Source organism: Pseudomonas sp. MHK4 (assembly GCF_054600775.1).
The window spans coordinates 668,029-682,879 of sequence record NZ_BAAIAK010000001.1 but is presented as its reverse complement, the minus strand read 5'-3'; the positions used below and the strand labels follow the sequence as shown (position 1 = coordinate 682,879).

Annotated in this window: 16 protein-coding genes; 9 read left to right on the top strand and 7 right to left on the bottom strand. The window is 51.3% G+C overall.

Features of this window, described 5'->3' with window-relative positions:
- Positions 1–32: 32 nt before the first annotated feature.
- Both ACYP2Q_RS02900 and ACYP2Q_RS02895 read right to left on the bottom strand, forming a co-directional pair.
- The gene (locus ACYP2Q_RS02900) at positions 33–1,145 is read right to left on the bottom strand and encodes an S-(hydroxymethyl)glutathione dehydrogenase/class III alcohol dehydrogenase (RefSeq protein ID WP_459729088.1); all 1,113 of its coding nucleotides are present in this window, start codon (positions 1,143–1,145) and stop codon (positions 33–35) included.
- A 233-nt stretch (positions 1,146–1,378) separates the two neighbouring features.
- Positions 1,379–1,813, bottom strand: coding sequence for a CBS domain-containing protein (locus ACYP2Q_RS02895; protein WP_459729087.1), 435 nt, complete (start codon positions 1,811–1,813; stop codon positions 1,379–1,381).
- 547 nt (positions 1,814–2,360) lie between these two features.
- Here ACYP2Q_RS02895 and ACYP2Q_RS02890 point away from each other — a divergent pair.
- The 6 genes from ACYP2Q_RS02890 (at position 2,361) to ACYP2Q_RS02865 (ending at position 8,722) form a co-directional block, all read left to right on the top strand.
- Complete coding sequence (locus ACYP2Q_RS02890; protein ID WP_459729086.1) at positions 2,361–3,152, top strand: outer membrane protein OmpK; 792 nt, start codon at positions 2,361–2,363, stop codon at positions 3,150–3,152.
- Positions 3,153–3,603: 451 nt separating this feature from the next.
- Positions 3,604–4,653 carry a Rieske 2Fe-2S domain-containing protein gene (locus ACYP2Q_RS02885; RefSeq protein WP_459729085.1) on the top strand — a complete coding sequence of 350 codons (1,050 nt, stop codon included), beginning with the start codon at positions 3,604–3,606 and terminating at the stop codon, positions 4,651–4,653.
- Positions 4,654–4,825: 172 nt separating this feature from the next.
- Entirely contained in the window at positions 4,826–5,788 is a 963-nt protein-coding gene (locus ACYP2Q_RS02880; RefSeq protein WP_459729083.1) for a PDR/VanB family oxidoreductase, read from the top strand.
- 115 nt (positions 5,789–5,903) lie between these two features.
- Positions 5,904–6,899: an AraC family transcriptional regulator gene (locus tag ACYP2Q_RS02875; RefSeq protein WP_459729082.1), complete on the top strand. Its 996-nt coding sequence runs from the start codon at positions 5,904–5,906 to the stop codon at positions 6,897–6,899.
- Positions 6,900–7,083: 184 nt separating this feature from the next.
- Entirely contained in the window at positions 7,084–7,950 is an 867-nt protein-coding gene (locus ACYP2Q_RS02870) for an MCP four helix bundle domain-containing protein (protein WP_459729081.1), read from the top strand.
- A gap of 67 nt (positions 7,951–8,017) precedes the next feature.
- Positions 8,018–8,722 carry a methyl-accepting chemotaxis protein gene (locus tag ACYP2Q_RS02865; protein ID WP_459729466.1) on the top strand — a complete coding sequence of 235 codons (705 nt, stop codon included), beginning with the start codon at positions 8,018–8,020 and terminating at the stop codon, positions 8,720–8,722.
- A gap of 204 nt (positions 8,723–8,926) precedes the next feature.
- On the opposite strand, the gene antC is transcribed toward ACYP2Q_RS02865, so the two are convergent.
- The 3 genes from antC to antA are packed head-to-tail and all read right to left on the bottom strand — an operon-like array spanning position 8,927 to position 11,878.
- Positions 8,927–9,958, bottom strand: a complete 1,032-nt coding sequence (gene antC, locus ACYP2Q_RS02860) for an anthranilate 1,2-dioxygenase electron transfer component AntC (RefSeq protein WP_459729080.1) — start codon at positions 9,956–9,958, stop codon at positions 8,927–8,929.
- An 18-nt stretch (positions 9,959–9,976) separates the two neighbouring features.
- Positions 9,977–10,468: an anthranilate 1,2-dioxygenase small subunit gene (antB, locus tag ACYP2Q_RS02855; RefSeq protein ID WP_459729079.1), complete on the bottom strand. Its 492-nt coding sequence runs from the start codon at positions 10,466–10,468 to the stop codon at positions 9,977–9,979.
- 3 nt (positions 10,469–10,471) lie between these two features.
- Entirely contained in the window at positions 10,472–11,878 is a 1,407-nt protein-coding gene (gene antA / locus ACYP2Q_RS02850) for an anthranilate 1,2-dioxygenase large subunit (protein ID WP_459729465.1), read from the bottom strand.
- Positions 11,879–12,156: 278 nt separating this feature from the next.
- On the opposite strand from antA, the gene ACYP2Q_RS02845 reads away from it, so the two are divergent.
- Together ACYP2Q_RS02845 and ACYP2Q_RS02840 are read left to right on the top strand one after the other, a co-directional pair.
- Positions 12,157–12,660, top strand: a complete 504-nt coding sequence (locus tag ACYP2Q_RS02845; RefSeq protein WP_459729078.1) for an NAD(P)H-dependent oxidoreductase — start codon at positions 12,157–12,159, stop codon at positions 12,658–12,660.
- On the top strand, positions 12,660–13,211 hold the full coding sequence (locus ACYP2Q_RS02840; RefSeq protein ID WP_459729077.1) for a flavin reductase family protein: 552 nt from the start codon (positions 12,660–12,662) through the stop codon (positions 13,209–13,211). The genes ACYP2Q_RS02845 and ACYP2Q_RS02840 overlap by 1 nt, the downstream gene beginning before the upstream one ends.
- A 102-nt stretch (positions 13,212–13,313) precedes the next feature.
- Here ACYP2Q_RS02840 and ACYP2Q_RS02835 read toward each other — a convergent pair whose 3' ends face one another.
- Positions 13,314–13,601, bottom strand: a complete 288-nt coding sequence (locus ACYP2Q_RS02835; RefSeq protein WP_459729076.1) for a LysR family transcriptional regulator — start codon at positions 13,599–13,601, stop codon at positions 13,314–13,316.
- The gene (locus ACYP2Q_RS02830) at positions 13,598–13,903 is read right to left on the bottom strand and encodes a hypothetical protein (protein WP_459729075.1); all 306 of its coding nucleotides are present in this window, start codon (positions 13,901–13,903) and stop codon (positions 13,598–13,600) included. Before ACYP2Q_RS02830 ends, ACYP2Q_RS02835 begins: the two co-directional genes overlap by 4 nt.
- Positions 13,904–14,397: 494 nt before the next feature.
- On the opposite strand from ACYP2Q_RS02830, the gene ACYP2Q_RS02825 reads away from it, so the two are divergent.
- Entirely contained in the window at positions 14,398–14,805 is a 408-nt protein-coding gene (locus ACYP2Q_RS02825; RefSeq protein WP_459729074.1) for a RidA family protein, read from the top strand.
- Positions 14,806–14,851 lie beyond the last annotated feature (46 nt).

The window sequence follows — 14,851 nt, the reverse complement described above, 5'->3', positions numbered from 1 at the left end:
TTCAGCGGTAAACCGTGGATAAATATTAATTATTAGAAGTGAATAACAGTGCGGATACTCTCACCTGAGCGCATCAACTCAAACGCTTTGTTGATATCGGCCAGCGGCATCGTATGAGTAATGAATTTGTCTAGAGGGATTTCGCCGGATTCGGATTTTGCAACATAGTTAGGTAGTTCGGTGCGTCCCTTTACCCCGCCAAACGCACTTCCGCGCCATACTCGGCCAGTGACCAGCTGGAAAGGCCGGGTGCTAATCTCTTTGCCAGCGGCGGCAACTCCGATGATGATGGACTCACCCCAGCCTTTATGGCAGCACTCCAATGCAGCACGCATGAGCTCAACATTGCCGATGCATTCAAAAGAGTAGTCCACACCTCCCTGAGTCATGTCTACGATGATATCTTGTATGGGGCGATCGTAGTCCTTGGGGTTTATAAAATCCGTTGCACCAAAGTCTTTGGCAATCTGAAATTTTTCAGGGTTAATGTCGATAGCGATGATCCGTTTTGCATGTGCCATTTTCGCGCCGATAACTGCTGATAAGCCAATGCCACCCAGGCCAAAGATTGCGACCGTAGCGCCTGCTTCAACATTTGCTGTATTCAGTACAGCGCCAATGCCGGTTGTCACGCCACAACCCAGCAGACAGACCTTTTCCAGAGGAGCTGACTTTGAAATTTTTGCGAGCGCGATTTCTGGTAAAACGGTGTACTCGGAAAACGTCGACGTTCCCATGTAGTGGTAAATAGGGTTTGCCTTATACGAGAAGCGAGACGAACCATCTGGCATGAGCCCCTTGCCTTGAGTGGCTCGGACTGCCTGGCAGAGGTTGGTTTTACCGGAGGTGCAGAACTTGCAAACCTTGCACTCTGCCGTGTAAAGAGGGATTACATGATCACCAATCTCGACAGAGGTCACTCCTGCACCAACAGCCTCTACGATACCAGCGCCCTCGTGTCCTAATATCGCGGGGAAAATACCCTCGGGATCTGCGCCCGACAAGGTATAGGCATCTGTGTGGCAAACCCCGCTAGCAACGATTCTAACCAGCACTTCGCCTTGTTTTGGCAAGGCCACATCTACTTCAACGATTTCCAGCGGCTGGTTTGGAGCAAATGCAACTGCAGCACGAGACTTGATCATGTTGGAATCCTGACTAAACGGTTTAAACTTTCAGAAGACAAATCGTTAATACCTGCCGCCTGAACTCGAACTCAATTGCCGCAATCGCAGCAGAGAGGAAAAGATCGCTTATTGTGGCGCCAGCGTCTATCCGAATCTGCTCGGCAGTCTATCCATGACGCAAAATTTCAGAACAGACTTCGTGCGAGTTTTTGTGAATGGGCATAAATTGCCTTTTTATTGCATCGGTAGACTTATTCTCCTCTTATATAGCACTCGAGTTGGTGGATTAGCGCAGCCTGATCAGTGATAGTCTCCTTGATCAGATCGCCGATTGATAAAAGACCGACAAGCTGTCCGTTATTCATCACCGGCAGGTGTCGCAGGCGGTGTTCAGTCATCAGCGCCATGCAATCCCTGACGGTTTGCATAGGAAATATAATGATCACCGCCTCTGTCATGATGTTACTGACCGCCGTTACGAATGAAGAACGACCCTGTAATACAATTTTTCGTGCGTAATCGCGTTCGCTGACAATGCCAACCAATTCGTTATTGCGCAAAACGGGCAGCGCACCGACATTGTGGTTACTCATTAGGCTCAATGCATCGAGTACCGTGGTCTCTGGAGATACGGTATGCACATGCTTGTCCACCTTTTTTGCCAAAAGCTGGGCGACTGTTTTCATCACAGCGACCCTCCGCTGATTTGAGTTCCATCAGGTTGCCTTATGGCCTCATCCTTGACTAAGGCTCTCGGCAGATACAAGGCGAGGTGAGATCCGCCAGACCGGTGTGAATAAGGGCTAGAGCTCATGAGGGAATCCTCTTTTGGGTTTTTGTCCCGTTCAGATTAAAGGGCTTGGGCACCGGCGCCTCAATCCATTTATGGCGCTTTCGCTATCCATTTCCAGCCTTCACTGGCTAGCCGCGACACGATGATCCCTGTAAGGAAAATTGGATAATCCAGGCTGGAATTTTGGATAGCTGGGAAGCAAACCGCTCGCGAGAATAGTCACGGAACACCGCGCAAGGCTGACTATGGCTCAAGTTTACTTATCTGGGTCTGAGCTGGTTCACAACTACGCAATGCCTTTTTATACCTGGAAAACAGGAGGTCATGAAGAACAAATACTTGAAAGCTATAAAACAGATTTTTGGCTCTCCCTGCCGTTGTTAAACCTTGTCAAGTGGCGGATACGCTGCGCTTATAATTACTCGAATAGGATAAGTTAAATGGGATCAATATTTGCCAAAGGCGCGCTGCTGGCGTCGTTGCTTTGGATAGGCTCCGCTGTCGCTGACGGCCCACTGCTTTGGCATGGGGAGAGCTTGACTTATGCCTATGGCAAAAATTTCAAGGTTGATCCGTCAATTCAGCAAACGGTAACATTTGAACATGCCAGTTACTGGACATGGGGTGATATCTACACCTTTATTGATAATTATTGGTACAACGGCGAAAGTGAACCGAGCGATGGCCATAACGGAAGTTATGGGGAGTTCAGTACAAGATTTTCTTTTGGGAAAATAGCAAATCAGAAAATTTCTTTCGGGCCTGTTACGGATGTCTTGCTGGCGACCACCATCGAGTGGGACAAAAATGACGTCAAAGGAACCCATGATGGGGTCAACTATTTGATAGGTCCTGGTTTTGATCTTAAGGTGCCAGGTTTCGATTATTTCCTGATCAATACCTACTACCGTAAACCGGATGGAGGCAACGTGCCGTCTGGGCGCTACCAGATTACTCCGGTTTGGTCGTATACCCTGCCATTCGGGCGATCGGATATAGTTATTGATGGTTACATTGATTGGGTGGTCAACAACAAAGGTGACTATCACTCCTACGTGCATTTCAATCCTCAAATCAAGTATGACCTGGGAAGATTGATGGGCTTTGAAAAGCGGCATTTCTTTGTGGGTATTGAATATGAGTATTGGAGTGACAAATACGGAATCAAGAGTACTTCGGCGTTTGATACAAACCAAAGTGCTACAAGTGCAATTGCTCGCTACGACTTTTGATTGCTGGTTGTAATGTTTGCAGTTTGATTTTCACATAAGGTTAGGCTGATTTGTCACGATACACCTAAAAGGTGTCGACACAGATTACGACGGGATTGAATTAACTCAATCCGAATTAAAAAAATAAGAACTTATGGATGTACCTATGTGCACTCATCATTACAGTCCCGCCCGTATTTTTACTTCAGGCCGCGTTTTTATCGGGATGGGGTGGCGGCATCAAATATGCGCACTCCTGTTGGGCTTCTCCGCTCGTACGGTGCTTGATCCGCGCACGCTAAGCTTTTTTCCATCCTCCGCCTGCTGCCGGCAATCAAACCTCATCTTTGATTATGTACGCTTGGCGAAAAACACAGACTCGCCCTCCTGGCAGCTTGATTGCTCTATTTTTTCGATGGCCTGTAATTCTTCGTCAGCCCAAAGCTGATTGTTAAGAAAGAGGAGTTGTATTATGTCGCTTATTGCAAAAACCGAGGCAGTCAAAGTACAGCTGCCGCGAAATTGTACTTTCAGTGAGTCGGACTGGGAGATTTTGTCTACGTATTGGCACCCCGTCGCTGAGTCCGATGAAATTGCTGATTCGCCCGTCAGGGTATATTTGTTGGATACGCCGATGGTTTTGTTTCGAACAGACGCTGGCATTAGTGCGGCCAAGGACGTTTGCATGCATCGAGGAGGGCAACTCAGTCTCGGTGAAGTTCGAGATGGCAAGCTGGTCTGCGGCTTTCACGGTTTCGAATACAATGGGGAGGGGACTTGTGTCGGGATTCCAGCATTGGCAAAAGGCTCACCGATACCTAAAAAGCTGCGCCTTCGCACATATCAATCCGAAGAACGCTATGGATTGATCTGGGTTTGCCTGGCAGACGAAGCAAAGTCTGGTTTGCCTAGCTGGCCACAACTTGAAGACGGCTCTGGGAATGTAATTAGCAGCCCCTCTTACGTTATCAATGCTTCCGCTGGCAGGCGTGTGGAAAATTTCAATGACATTGCACACGTACCGTTCCTGCATAAGAACTCTTTTGGTGGACCTGCAACTGATATTGCACCTTATGATGTGGATGTCACCGAACAAACCCTCTCGTTCAAGACGAATATCGTCGAGCAAACGCGGTACGTCGGTAGCGATGCTGAAGGGCCTACTTATCAAGATGCAGTATACGAATACAAACTGACTCTTCCTTTTGCTTCGAGTGTAAAAGTGTTCAACGCTGGAACGGGCCACATTTATCGGGTTTACGATATCGTGAGCCCGATATCTTCCAGCAAGTCCAAGGTATTTCAGATGGTTCTCGATGAAAGTTGGGAGATGTCTGCTCAGGCGGTTCGCGCCTTCAATAAGCAGGTCAATAGTGAGGATTCGCCTCAGGTTGAAGCCCAGTGCCCATATGACTTGCCACTTGATTTGAGAGATGAAGTTCACATCCCGGCAGATCGTATGTCAGTTGAATACCGCAGGGCGTTAGCGAGGCTCGGGTTGGGGGCCGCTGCCTATCGTTGATGGCTTTGGAAAAACTACGCGCAGCGAGGCGGTGATTTCAATCGCCTCTTTGCATGGTCTCCACGAGGCGCCCTTGCTTCGTCCCCCGAGCCTGGAGGAAGTAAGCCTGGTGAGGCCCACACGCTGCCAGGTCATTCGGCCGCCAAGGCAGCTCGTAAAAGGGGAATTCATTATGAATGATGTTAGAGAGCTCATAGTCAGCAAAGTGACGGATGAAGCAGAAGCGATTCGCTCGTTCGAGTTGGTTTGCCCTGACGGCGATTTGCTTCCAGGCTTCGCTGCCGGGGCGCATATAGATGTTCACACCCCGGAAGGCACGACGCGACAGTACTCGATACTTAACGATGAACGAGAGCGTCATCGCTATGTAATCGCAGTGTTGCGAGAGGAGGAAGGGCGAGGTGGTTCACGATGGATGCATGACGTCGTCGAAGCTGGCATGCGCGTGAGGATTGGGCTGCCAAGAAATGCCTTTCCACTGGAGGCAAGTTCGGCCCCAATCATCCTGATTGCCGGGGGTATTGGAATTACACCGATACTGGCGATGGCCAGGAGTCTTGAAGGAAAAGGCAAACCTTATGTCCTTCATTACGTGACGCGATCAAAGGCGCGCACGCCTTTTTCAAGTGAGCTCACTCAGGCTCCTTTTGCCGAAAAAGTGGTGCTGTATCGCGGGGATTGCCCTGATGAGCCACGGTTTGATGCGGGAAAGCTGATCAGCAGTCTGGACTCTGGAAGTCATATTTATTTATGCGGATCGGTAGGATTCATGGACTCGGTTTGCGCTGCCGTACAAGCGCGCCCGGATACTGTCTTGCATAAAGAGTATTTTGCTGCTCCTGCAGTGCAGCCAACCGGTGATAACGCAGCCTTCACGCTGCAGCTCGCTCGTTCAGGGGTCGAGGTGGTCGTACCTTCGGATAAAAGCATTGTTGAGGTTATCGCCGAACACGGTGTCGAATGCCCACTCAACTGTGAGCAGGGAATCTGTGGTACCTGCCTTACGGCCGTTATCAGCGGCGACATCGATCATCAGGACTTTTACTTGTCTGCCGCAGACAGGGCTCGTGGCAACCAGATGCTAATCTGCGTCTCGCGCGCCAAGCATGGCTCGGTGCTAGTACTGGATCTGTAAAAAAAAAGAGCCTACTGTGCCAGTATCCTGCTGGCCCAGCAGTGGCCGATCTGATATTTCTTCAACTCAGCTGAGGCTAGCCGCCGAGCTAGGCTGGGGAAAGGAGGAGCTGAACGTGACGTATGTAGACTTCTTCAATAAAAAACAAACCGTCAAAGTCATCGACGATAATCCTGATTCTGTCTTGCAGTTCATGCGTAGTTTTTGTGGCGATCACGATATGGATATTCGTGAAAAGCGAAACTTGCGTTTTGAATACTCTGGTCATGCTAAGGCCACCACGGAAATGACCTTGGGCTATTTGAAGTATGGCGCCCCCGTGTCTGTGCACTTGGGCAGTGGTATGGAACATTTCAGTGTCAGCCTGCCACTGTGTGGTAGCCAAACGGTTCGAACGGCGGGTGCAAGTACATTATCCGAGCCCAGCAAAGGGCTAGTACTCTCGCCCGGGAACGAAATTATTATAGATCTCGATCATGATTGTTCCTCGGTTTTTGTCACAATCAACCGTGAGTTGATGTACCGCGAGCTCCAGCGTCTGGTCTGTCGGCCGATTGATAGACCTTTGGTATTTCGCATGGAGATGCCTATAGGGACAGCCCAGGCAAGTTCTTGGTGGCGTGCGGCTAGATATTATCTTAGCGAAATGTCCAGTGAAGGCAGCATAGTTGGTTTTCCGGGTGTTGGTGCGGATTGGGAGTTGAGTTTGATCCGCACCTTTCTGATGACCCAGGAAAGTAATTACTCTGATGAAATAGCCAAGAAAGTGTCCATCACGCTGCCAGAGCGCATCGCCAGGCCCAAGCGTTATATGGAAGAACACTTTTTCGATAAAATATGTTTGGACGCAGTGCGACGAATGTCTGGTGTGACTCCGGCAAAATTTTGCGCGGAATTCAAGGACTTTGTAGGTACCACACCGATCGATTATTTGAAAAAAATCAGGTTGGACAAGGCGCGGCAGGAACTGCTCAAAACCTACCCCAGGAGAACCATCGCCTCTATAGCAATGGACGTGGGCTTTAACCACATCGGCAGATTCTCTCTTGAATACAAGAGGTTTTTTGGTGAAAGCCCGAAGGACACAGTGGCCAGAGTGCATCACGGATAGTCTAGGCTCGTTGATGAATCACCGGTTGTTTTATGACGCCGTGTCAATGTTTCTGGAGTTTCGGGCGCCGCGTTAATTTATCCCGCCAAGTCCGTATGCTTAATGCATTTAGTATTAGGTGTTCGGGCTCTTCGTCGTTGAAATACCCTTCCTTAACGTTCTCTGCCTTGGAGTGGACAATCTGATGACCTGGTTTGACAACTTAAAGATGGCGCATAAACTCGCTATCGCTTTTGGTGTGTGTGCATTAATAACCTCGGCTGTTGGATTTTCTGGTAAGCAAGGGCTGACTAATCTCAACCTGACTGTGGAAAGTCTATTGGAGAAAAACCTAAAACCCTTGGTGCTGCTCAATGATGTCAAGAGTACGTTGATCGCTCATGATCGAGACCTCTACTGGTTGATGACGCTTGCATACCGTGGCGCTACACAAAGTGAGCTGGATCGAGCGTTAGAGATTATGGGACGAGATATTGCCAGCTCACAGGCCTCCTTCTCCCTATACCGGCGTACTCAGTTGCAAAGTGATGAACGCATTGCCAGTGATGCCTTTGAAGAACATAAACGTATTTATCTGGAAGGGGTTGATGTTGCGAAACAGCACATTGCGGCCAAGGATCTACTGGCTGCGTATGCAGTGCTGGAAAGCCAGGCGTTCCCGGCTTACTTGAAAGTGATGGCGGACATGAACGTTATGGTTGAGTCCAAGCAGCGTCAGGGTATCGAAGCTTATGAAGCCGCCAAGGCCACCCATTTTCAAGCGGACTTCACGCTAGGGATGGGTGTGGCGTTAGCGCTGCTCACAGCGTTGGCGCTGGCCATCATCATTACACGACTGATTACGCGGCCTATCGAACAGGCGGTTTCCAGCGCGGAACGTATTGCCGGGGGGGATCTTACTCAACCCATCTCAAGCGACCGCCGAGATGAAGCGGGGCAATTGTTACAAGCCCTGGGTGCTATGCGACAGAGCCTGAAACTTACGGTCGAGGAGATGGCGAATGCTTCAAGCCAACTCGCACTGGCTGCGCTAGAGCTGAACAAGTACTGAGGAGAGTTCGCAAGGCTTGACCCGCCAGCATGACGAGGTGCGACAGGCCGCAACGGCTGTCAATCAAATGACAGCTGCAGCCGAAGGGGTTGCCCGCAATGCCGTCTCGACATCCGAGGCTTCGATGGATGCCAGCCAGTACGTTGAAAATGGCAGCATGCAGGTCAAGCAAACCGTTGATGCCATAACTAAGATGACCCATGAGATCACGCAGTCGACTGCCAAGGTGCAAACGCTGGAAAATCAAATCCGCGATATCGGCCAGGTATTGGATGTGATCCGTGGGGTTGCCGAGCAGACCAACTTGTTGGCACTTAATGCCGCAATCGAGGCAGCACGGGCCGGTGAACAAGGACGTGGTTTTGCGGTAGTGGCGGATGAAGTCCGTGCGCTGGCCCACCGTACCCAGGGCTCGACTGGCGAGATTGAACGAATGATGAATTCGGTGCGGGCGGGCGCTAAGGAGGCAGTCAGGGCAATGACGATTAGCCAGGCATTGACCGACGAGACTCAGCAATTGGCAACTCGTGCCGGACAAGCCCTCGATCGAATCGCTGAAGGGGTAGGGCACATCAACGAGCGAAATGTTGTTATCGCGAGCGCGTCGAACGAGCAAGCTCAAGTTGCTCAAGAGGTGGGTCGTAATCTGGTCAACATTCAGGATCTTTCCACCCGAACTGCCGCAGGTGCACATCAGACCGCAGCAGCGAGTCATGAACTGACTCGTCTCGCCAGGTCCCTGGGCCGTCTGGTCGAACAATTTCGGTACTGAATTACCGGGCTTATCCGGCACGGCGATGTAAATGCAATGCAAGACTCAGGTTGCTCCAAACCTGAGTCCTGGAAACGATGACATCGGATCGGTTGCCGAAAAAAAACCACCAGTTCGCCAAGGCAAACTGATGGAAAAAGGAGCTCGGCACCATGCATCAAAGATGTCGTGGCAACCACCCGCAATGACGGGGGGCCATTACGATCACCGCGAAGAATTACTTTCTACAAACTTCTCGTAATAGAGATTTCCCCCTTGAACGTTTTCTTCGTTCAGCCACCCCTTGATCGCTTCCACCATCGGTGGCGGCCCGCAAACATACATGTCAAAAGAGCCGGCCTCGAGGGCATCACGGTCAAAGTGCTCGGGAATCCAGCCACATTTTCCAGACCAAGTCGTCGACGGCCGGCTCACCACAACCTGCACGTCGAAATCAGCGATTTGATCGCAGTAGCCGAGCAAACGCTCAACTTCGCACAGATCGGCCTCCAGGGTTACCCCATAGAAAAGTCTGACCGGTTGGCCACAGGTGCCACGAATCGCGAGTTCATCGAGCATTCCCAGGAACGCCGATAACCCGGTTCCACCGGCAACCAGATACAGGGGCCGGGTAATCTGCCTTAAGTAAAAACTTCCTAGCGGCGCCTCGAATTCCAGCTCTTGACCCGGATGGCAGCGATCGCGCATGAAGTCGCTCATGACCCCCTGCGGTAACAGCCTTACGAGAAACTGCAACTTATTGTCGGGGCTTGGGCGACTGGCAAATGAGTAAGAGCGCCATTCATCTGTTTCAGGAATATGCAGTCGCGCATATTGCCCAGGCAGATAATCAAGTTGCTGGGGGTGCTGCCCGGCGTCGACGTGGAGGACTGCGGTCGTTTGTGAAACCAGCTCCACGCGGGTGATAAGGCTCTGTACGCGGCGAGGACCCTCTGCGCTGCACAACGTCGAGTCAAAGTCGAAGTAAAACGTAGCATCGGACTGCACCCGGGTTTGGCAGGTCAGCACCTTGCCTTGGGCAAGATCCTGAAGTGACAGTGCTTCTTCGTCGACGTAATCCTGGGTGTATTGGCCGGATTCACACCGAGCCTGGCAAGTGGCGCAGACGCCCTCACGGCAGTCCAACGGGATTTTGATCCCCGAACGTAACGCCGCATCGAGCAGGATTTCATTGTTCTGGGCGGCGCAGAACAATGTCTTGCCATCCGCGAAACTGAAAGCGACCTTGTGCGTCATGATCAGAATTCCGTTGATTCAAAGATGATAGAAATCGAGCACGGAATTGATCGTGTCGTTCAGCAACAGCACATGTTTGCGTGCAATCTTCCAGTCTTCCCCGTCAGGACATAGGCGGTAGGTGGCGAGGCCGAAAAATTGCTCGGCAGCCTGTAAACGGTAGTACAAGGTGTGCCAATTGACCTTTACTTCAAGGTCGCCATCTGCAAGTTCGGTAATCCGCACATTGCTGATCTGATGTAGCGTGCGCGGCATCGGAATGGTCGATGCCGCTTTACCGGTACGAATCCGGAATACCCGATCTTCCAGACCGCCACGGTTGGAGTAGTAAATCAGCGACATGCTGTTTTTTGGGTCGGTGGTATACACGTGCTCTGAATCCCATTGCGGCAAGTGGAACTCGCTGTCTTCGCTGAACATGTCCAAGTAGGCATCCCAGTCTTGTGCGTCGCACAATTCGGCATTGCGGTAGAAGAACTGCTCGATACGGTGTTGCAGTGGGGCGTTCATGTTTCACACCTCTTTGAGCAGCAGGGATTGTTGTTCTTGAGCCTTGCGCGCCAAGCCCTCCAACAGGAAGCGCTGCCAATTGCCGTGCTGATTCACATACAGGCCCTCATGGGTGAATTCGGTGCCGGTCAAGGCCGGGGCGATACCAATCGTGGCGCTATTGCGGGTCGCGCCCTTGACCCATTTGTCACAGCCTCGGGAAATGTCGCTCCAGCGCTCCAGGCGTGCCTGGAATCCGCGTTGGGCTTCACGAAATTCGACCAGGTCGTCGGGCGTCCCAAGACCCGATACGTTGAAGAAATCTTCGAACTGACGAATGCGGTTCTCGCGATCGGCGTCGGATTCGCCCCTGACCCCCAGGCAGAAGCTATGGATTTCGGTCTTGTTCCAGGCAAGTGGACGGATGATTCGTAACTGTGAGCTGATCTGGTCGAGGAAGAACATGCTCGGGTAGATGTTCAGGTTGCGCAGACGGTGCATCATCCATTCGGCTTTGCCTTGGCCATGCTCTTCTACCAGCCGCGGCATGATCGCGGCGTATCCAGGGCGGACGGCTGGGTTGGGCATGTCGCTGAACAGCAGGCTGTGGCCATTGTGAAAGGCGAACCAGCCGTCGTCGGTTTCCTTATCGCCTGCACCCAGTTTGCTGTAGTCCAGAGTGCTGCTGGCAGACAGGCCTTTTTCTGCGTTGACCTGTTGACGATGTTGAACCGTCGCCACGTAGTTGTAGTGCACAGTGCTGACGTGATAGCCGTCCAGGCCGTTTTCATTCTGCAGTTTCCAGTTGCCGTCGTACGTGTAACTGGACTTGCCTGGCAGCACTTCCAACTCTCCGGTAGGCGACTGCGCAACCATCATTTCGAAGAACACTTTGGCGTCCCCCAAGTAGTCCTCAAGGCTGTCGCTACCCTGTTCATCAAGGCTGATGAATACAAAGCCCTTGTAGCTCTCGATGCGCGCCTTCTTCAGACCGCGGGTGGCCTTGTCAAAGTCATCGGGGTACTCAGCGGGTGCCTTTACCTTTACCAGGCGGCCGTCGCTCTTATAGCACCAGGCATGAAAGGGGCAGGTGAAAGTCGACTGGTTACCTTTGTCGACCCGCGTCAGTGTGGTGCCACGGTGTTGGCACGCATTGATCAGTGCATTGAGCTTACCTTGGCCGTCACGAGTGATAATCAGCGGCTGACGTCCGGCACGCATGGTCATGAAATCGTGGTTTTTGGCAATTTCGCTTTCGTGGCACGCGTAGATCCAGTTCTTCTCGAAGATAAGTTCCATCTCTAGGTCGAACAGTTCGGGCTCTGTGAACATATCCCGGGCAATACGGTAGATACCCTCGACAGGGCGGAAATCCAGGCACCCCTCGATAAATTGCTGCCATTGGTTCACGCTTCGTGTAGTGCTCATCAGGGGCTCCTTTTAGAGTCATTGGCCTTGACTCGATTGAAGCGCTGTCAGAGCGCCCCATCTATCCGTTTTGCCGGCAGAATCTATCCGTTGGCGGCTACTTCAAAGCCACTGCGGTATTGCTTCGTGCGCGCTGGATAAGCTTGGTGGCGTAACTGGATAGCTCCTGTGACTTGTCGGTTCAAACTAGCCACAAGGGATGAAGTCCCGCATATCACGGGGAACAAAGAGCCTTTGTTGGTTCCGGCAGGGACGAACGTCATATTCACAGGAGAGACAACATGTCTATCGTCATTATCGTTGGCAACCCGAAGCCAAAATCGAGAACCGCACATGCCGCGCAGTTGTTGGCCACTGCAATAACGGGCAGCACATCACATGAGATTATCGATGTTGTTGATCTGGGGGCTGCCTTGCTCGGCTGGGAAGAACCCGCGGTACAGAAGGCCATCCAGGTAGCGGCAAACGCAGACTTGCTGATTGTTGCCAGCCCGACTTTCAAAGCCACCTACACTGGGCTGCTCAAGCTGTTTATGGATCAGTTTGCAACCGGTGATGGATTGCGCGCAACGGTGGCTGTGCCGCTGATGCTTGGCGCGGGCCCTGCGCACGCGATGGCGCCTGACCTGCTGCTCAAACCTTTGCTGGTAGAGCTGGGTGCAACTTGCCCGGCCGCGGGTATTTACCTGTCTGACAAGACTTACGAAGACGGTGTACAGATCGCTAAATACGTAGAGGTTTGGGGGCCAATCCTCAAACATGCCATGGCGGGGAGGGCACGCTAATGTCACGTATTCCTGAGGTCAATCTGGTAGCGGATCCACCATTTCAATCTCTCAAAGGCCTGGAAGAGGAAACCAAACTTTTGCGAGGTGCTTTTGGCTGCTTTCCAACGGGTGTCGTCGCCGTCAGTGCCATAGCCAATGAGGAACCTGTGTGCCTGATCGCCAGTAGTTTCGTGGCGGTTTCCATCGAGCCCGCTTTAGTCGCGTTTTGTGTGCAGTGGAGTTCACATACCTGGGATATCCTAAAACCTCTACCCCGGTTAGGCATAAGCGTTCTGGGGTACCAGCACAACGAATCGGTTCGTCGACTCGCCTCCCGCGCAGAGGACAAATTTGAGCAATTGAACTTGTCGATTAGCCCCGAGGGCGCAGTGTTTATCGATGGTGCGACAGCATGGCTGGATTGCACGCTGGAAAATGTGTTGCCGGCAGGCGATCACGGTATCGTGCTTTTGCGCATTAACGCTTTAACAACCCGTCCGATGGAAGAACCACTGGTTTTTCATGGAAGTGCCTTTCGAAACCTGGAATCAAAGCCTGCTTCCAGCTGAAGCAGCAACATTAAGAAAGCGTGGGGACTTCTGTCCCCACTTTTGAGACATTTGCGGCCGTCTTGAGCTGCAAACGAGCATCATGGCTGAATACGCCCAAGGCTATGTACTGCGGTAGACCAAATCCAGCGCTTGCGCGATTGCGCAAGGCACGTTTTTGAGTATCTCGGAAATCTCGGTCGCCCGTTGTGTAGCAACCAGCTTTTTCCCTTGTCGTAGAAACAGTTCATCGTCAAATATATCGCGAAGTTTCTTCAACGTATTACTCACCGCTGGTTGCGTCACGTGGAGCCGCACGGCTGCGCGGGATACGCTTTGCTCTTGATAAACAATGAGGAAGGTAATAAGTAGATTTAAGTCAAAACCAAGAATTTCTCGCTCGCTTTTCATGGCTGAAGCTCTTTTTCGCTAGGAAAGTTCCGAAATATTATTTTTTTCAACTTGCTATCTATGGCTATGATTAGTTCATCAATCGAATCTTCCGTATAGTGCTCGATCATGAGTTTCGGGCAGCTCCAATACCCAGCCATGATCCAGGTAAAAGGGAGTTGGTTGCCTGTTGTCGCATCGTACCCAAGGCATCCCGGCAAACTTCGCATGCGCTTTGCATAATCATACAGATGCGTAACGTCATCAGGATTTGGCTCGACAGTAAAGCTGATTTCGAGAGTGGTAACGGCCTCGATAGACATGGGTAGGGCTCCACAGTAAGTTTGGTGTATTGAAGGCTGTTGCTTTGGAATAAGTGCTGTTCCCCTCGCTCAGGGTGACTGGCGCCTTGAAAAGTTTACTCAGTTATTGGTGCGGATAAGGACTCGCTCATAGGTATAGGTGGTGGCTATAGTCATTTGTTTTACGCCTATTCTGTTGCGCTGGAGGATAGTTAACCGAATCTTCGAATGAGTCAATATTGACTTGTTTGGGGTGGTTGTGCGCAAAGCAATGTTGCTGTAATCAGTATTTTTGATTGTTGGGGCTTTGGAGGTTGGAGTACAAACCCTGCGAGTCACGCTTTATTGGAAAAACGTCAGAGGAAAGCTTCGGTCAAATCAACCGCTGGTTTTAGCTGGAATTTTAGAGAATGGACAGAACGCGAGGGTAAATCGGATAGGCGAGGGCAATTTGGTGCGTTCAAATGAGGTACGTCCAATCGGCTGGGCTGCTCATTTGATTGTAGGAGAATAAAATGCCCGAGCATCATATTAAATCCGTGGCGTGCGAATGGGAGTGGGAAAAGGACATGCCGCCGGCACCCGCCATTCGTGCAGGTAACAATATCTATCTGTCCGGGCAGATTGCACTCAATCCCCAGGGAAATGTTGTGGGTGAGGGTGATTTGGCGGCACAAGCAGCGCAATGTTTCGAAAACATCAAGGCAATCCTGAAACGTGAAGGGGCGTCGATGTCAGACATTGTAAGGCTCACTACTTACTTTGCATGTCCACTGACTCCAGAAGTTACCAAAGAATACTGGAAAGTACGCCAGGCGTATTTTGGTGGCTATCGACCTGCCAGTACCGGGGTTGAAGTCAGTGCGCTAATTTTCCCTTCGATCCTGATTGAGATCGAAGCGGAAGCTGTCGTGTGTTCTTGAAGTGCAGTGTTCATACAACGCTTGCATATCTAATCAATTAACGCTC